This is a genomic window from Paenibacillus massiliensis subsp. panacisoli DSM 21345, from assembly GCF_000426545.1.
Classification (GTDB): Bacteria; Bacillota; Bacilli; order Paenibacillales; family Paenibacillaceae; genus Paenibacillus; species Paenibacillus panacisoli.
The window spans coordinates 246,680-251,754 of sequence record NZ_KE384535.1; the positions used below are offsets into that span (position 1 = coordinate 246,680).

Below are 5,075 nucleotides of genomic sequence, written 5' to 3' on the forward strand. Positions count from 1 at the left end.
TCCATGGGAGTCCTTACAGAAGAATTCGTTCGTCTGTATGGCGGAGAACAGTTGCAGCCATTGCGTCTGCAATACAAGGACTATGCCATCTGGCAGCACAGCCAGGCACAGCAAGCATGGATGCAGCGTCAGGAAGCCTACTGGCTGGATACGTTCCGCGGTGAGCTGCCTGTACTGGATCTACGGACAGATTATGCTCGTCCGGCAGTACGCAGCAGTGAAGGGGACACGATTGTGTTCGGACTGGATCGAGAGGTCAGTGATCGCCTGAAGGAGCTGGCGACCCAAAGCGGATCGACCCTGTACATGGTGCTGCTGGCAGCATATACGACGCTGCTGCATCACTACACGGCACAGGAGGACATTATCGTCGGTACGCCGATTGCAGGGCGTCCACATGCAGACCTGGCGCCGATAATAGGGATGTTCGTTGGCACGCTGGCCCTGCGGAATTATCCAAGTGCGGAGCAGAGCTTCCGTAGCTATGTGGAGGATGTGAAGCTTCGTGCATTGCAGGCCTTCGAGCACCAGGATTATCCGTTCGAGGAGCTGGTGGATCAGCTGAATGTGAAGCGGGATATGAGCCGTAATCCGTTGTTCGATACGATGTTCACCTTGCATACGACGGAGGAAGGGGAGCTGCAGCAGCTGGAAGAGCTGAGCTTCCGTCCTTATGAGATGGAGCAAGCGCCAGCGAAGTTCGATCTGACACTGGAGGCGCGTGAGGAAGAGGACGGCATCCAGCTTGGGTTGCAGTATGCGACGGCATTGTTCCGTCCTGAGACCATCGAGCGAATGACCCGACACTTCGTTCGTCTGGCAGAAGCCGTGGCAGCGAATCCGAATGTGTTGCTGGGCGAGATTACGATGATCACAGAGGAAGAGCGTCATCAGGTTCTCCGCGAATTTAATGATACAACGGTGGCTTTGACTAACCCTGATGAAGCTACTGTCAACACTGGAAGTCCAGCAGACATAACAAATACAGCAGGTATAGCAATTACTGTGGACACAGCAACCACAACAGTTGCACCTGAATCGACACTGAGCACGTTATTCGAGAAGCAGGCAGCCAATACCCCAGAGCAGGTAGCGGTCATCTGCGGCGAGGCATCACTTACTTACGCAGAATTGAATGAACGTGCCAATCGTTTGGCTCGTACGCTGCGTGCCGAAGGTGTCCAAGCTGATCAGCCAGTGGGCATTGTAGCTCAGCGCTCTTTGGAAATGATCGTAGGTATTTACGCTATTCTCAAGGCTGGCGGTGCTTATGTGCCAATTGATCCAACCTACCCGGCAGATCGAATCAGCTTCATGCTGGAGGATTCAGGAGCAAGACTGGTGCTGACACAGTCGCATCTATCCGAACAGCTTGCCGTGCAACTAGCAGATGTGAATCGTGCAGCAACTGAAGCAGATGCGAGTAGCGCTAAGGGCTTTAGCGGCAAAATATTGGTGCTAGAGGATGAAGCACTGTATGACAAAGATAGCTCCAATCTGGCACAGCTGGCAGGGCCAGAGCATATTGCATATGTCATCTATACATCAGGCTCCACGGGCAAGCCGAAGGGTGTTATGGTTGAGCATCATTCCGTCATTAACCGGATTTTGTGGATGCATGATCGGTATGGACTGAATAACGAGGATGCCATCCTGCAAAAGACGACCTTTACCTTTGACGTATCGGTATGGGAGCTGTTCTGGTGGTCCATGGTGGGTTCGAAGGTAAGTCTGCTGTCGGTGGGCGGAGAGAAAAATCCAGAGGACATCGTGGATACCATTGCTCGTGACCAGGTAAGCACCATGCACTTCGTTCCTGCGATGATGCACGCCTTCCTGGAGTATGTTGAGCACCAGCCGCGCACAGATATGCAGGTCAAGCTGGCAACATTGCGCCAGGTATTTGCGAGTGGTGAAGCCTTGACGCCGCAGCATGTGGAGCGGTTCCACCGCCTGATCACAGGTCTTGTTGGCACGAAGCTGATTAACCTGTATGGCCCGACCGAAGCGACGGTCGACGTCTCTTACTTTGATTGTGAGCCGAACGAGACATACGGATTGATTCCGATCGGGAAGCCGATTCAAAATATCCGTCTGTATGTCGTCAAAGAAGGAACCGAGCTATTGCAGCCGATCGGTGTAGCAGGCGAACTGTGCATTGGTGGTGTCGGTGTGGCCCGTGGCTACCTGAATCGTCCAGAGCTGACCGCGGAGAAATTCGTGCATGATCCGTTCTTTGGCAGTGAGACTGGAGCTGAAGCTCAGTCGGAGCATCACGAGGCTCGGATGTATCGGACGGGCGACCTGGTGAGATGGCTGCCGGATGGCAACATTGAATATCTGGGCCGAATCGACCATCAGGTGAAGATCCGCGGATATCGGATTGAGCTGGGCGAGATTGAAGCGCAATTGCTTCATATGGAACCCGTGCAAGAAGCTGTAGTAACGGCCTTTGCCAGCGAAGATGGACATAAGGACCTCTGTGCCTACATTGTAGCTACAGAGATGCTGAATATATCGGACGTACGTAAGGCTCTGCTAACGAAGCTGCCGGATTACATGGTGCCAGCATATGTAGTGCAACTGGAGCAGTTCCCGCTGACGCCAAGCGGCAAGATTGACCGTAAGGCATTGCCGAAGCCGGAAGTGCAGCTTGCAGCAGACAGAGTGTATGTAGCACCACGCACGCCGCTGGAAAAACAGCTTGTGGACATTTGGCAGCGTGTGCTGAATCATCCACAGATCGGTATTACGGACCATTTCTTTGAAGTGGGTGGACACTCTTTACGTGCGACGACTTTGGTAGCAAAAATTCATCAGGAGCTGCAGCATAAGCTTGCCTTGCGGGATATTTTCCAATATCCAACGATTGAGCAATTGGTACAGCTGATGGGTGAACAGACCCACGATGTGCATGAGTCCATACCAGTAGTTGAAGCGAGTGAGCATTATCCGGTGTCCTCTGCCCAGAAGCGTATGTATGTGCTTAGTCATCTGGAAGGTGGGGATGTCAGCTACAACATGCCTGGGGCTCTCATCATCGAGGGCGAGCTGGATGTTGCGAGACTGGAGCAAGCGTTCCGTAAGCTGATTGCCCGTCATGACACTTTGCGCACGAGCTTCGGAATGGTCGATGGTGAAGTTGTACAGCGTATTGCAGATACCGTGGAATTCAACGTAGAGCGTGTACAAGCTGCGGAGGAAGAGACGGACGTGTATGTAGAGCGTTTTGTACGCGCCTTTGATCTGGGTGAAGCACCGCTTCTCAGGGTCCAATTAGTGGAAAATGGAACACAGCGACATGTGATGCTCTATGACATGCACCATATTATTTCAGACGGTGTGACCTCTGGCATCATTGTGCAGGAGTTCTCTGAACTCTATGAAGGTCTGGAGCTGGCACCACTTCGTATTCAGTACAAGGATTATGCTGTATGGCAGCGTGCAGAGCTGAGCAGCGATCGTGCTCGCGGCCAAGAGAACTATTGGCTGGAGACGATGGCTGGCGAGATTCCGGCATTGGAGCTGCCGACAGACTTTGCTAGACCGGCTGTGCAACGTCAGGAAGGAGCTCGTCTGGACTTCGTACTTCGGACGGAGGACGGTGAGCTACTGAAGCAGCTGGCGACCAAGACAGGATCGACTCTATACATGGTTATGCTGGCTGCATATAGCACCCTGCTGCACAAATACTCAGGACAAGAGGACATCATTGTGGGCACGCCGATTGCTGGACGTCCGCATGCTGAACTGGAGGGACTGGTAGGTGTATTCCTGAATACACTGGCCATTCGTATGTACCCATCCAATGACAAGACATTCCTGGAATATTTGCAGGAGGTCAAAGAGCAGGCACTTAGCGCCTATGAGCATCAGGATTATCCGTTCGAGGATTTAGTGGACAAACTCAAGCTGACACGTGACACTAGCCGAAACGCGTTATTTGACACCATGTTCGAGCTCAAAACCTTTGAGCAGCAGGAATTCCAGATGGAAGGCTTGCATCTCAAGCCATACCCAAGTGAGCATCGTACGTCCAAATTCGATCTGACGCTGGACGCAGTGGAGCAACCGGAAGGTATTTTATGCAGCTTCGAGTACAGTACAGCATTGTTCAAGCCTTCGACGATCGCACGACTGGCGAAGCATTTTACAGAGCTGATCGCGTCCATTACAGCCGATCCTTCTCAATCGCTGACAAGTCTGAACATGATTACCTTGGAGGAGAAGGAACAAATCCTGTTTGGCTTCGGGGATGTAGGTGGAGGTAGCGCAGAGGCTTCGAAAGGCAATGAGATTCATGCAAGTGCTGGCGCTGGAAAAGTAGACGCTAGATTCGGCACACAGGTACCTACAGAGGTAGCAGCTTTGTTCCATCCATATGTGGAGCAGCAGGCGAAGTTCGTGCCTGAGCATGTAGCTGTCGTGTACGAGGAGCAGCAGCTTACTTACCGTGAGCTTAATGAAAGGGCGAACCAACTCGCACGTCGATTGCGCGAGAATGGCATCGGGCGCGAATCCATCGTCGGTATCCTGAGTGAGCGCTCTGTCGATATGCTCGTTGGTGTGCTGGCGGTGTGGAAGGCTGGCGGAGCGTATGTGCCGCTAGATGCAGACTATCCGTCTGAGCGTATTCGCTTCATGCTGGCGGATAGCGGGGCAACGGTTCTGCTGACGCAAAAGGGATTGTTAGCGCAGAAGGAACTATTAACCGAGCAAGAACTGTTAGCTCAACAAGAACTGTTAGCTCAACAAGGTCTGTCGACACCTAACGAGTTGGGGATAGCAGCTAAGTCTCAGGAGCAGCAGGAAGCAACGGGGGCTGATTCCGAGTCCAAGGCGGCAGATGAGCTACGTCTGCGCCGGGTGCTGGAGCTGGATGACGAGTCGCTCTATGCCGGGGATGACAGCGACCTGGAGTGGATCAACGAGCCGCAGGATCTGGCGTATGTGATCTACACCTCCGGTACAACCGGACGTCCGAAGGGCGTCATGATCGAGCATCGCAGTCTGGTAAATACGGCAGCAGCCTATCGTCGGGATTACCGACTGAGCGAATTCCCGGTGCGGCTGCT

General features: G+C 53.0%; 1 protein-coding gene. It reads left to right on the plus strand.

Annotation, left to right across the window (positions count from 1 at the left end; translation table 11 throughout):
- On the plus strand, positions 1–5,075 hold a 5,075-nt coding region (locus tag K331_RS30690; RefSeq protein WP_211237364.1), incomplete at both ends, for a non-ribosomal peptide synthetase.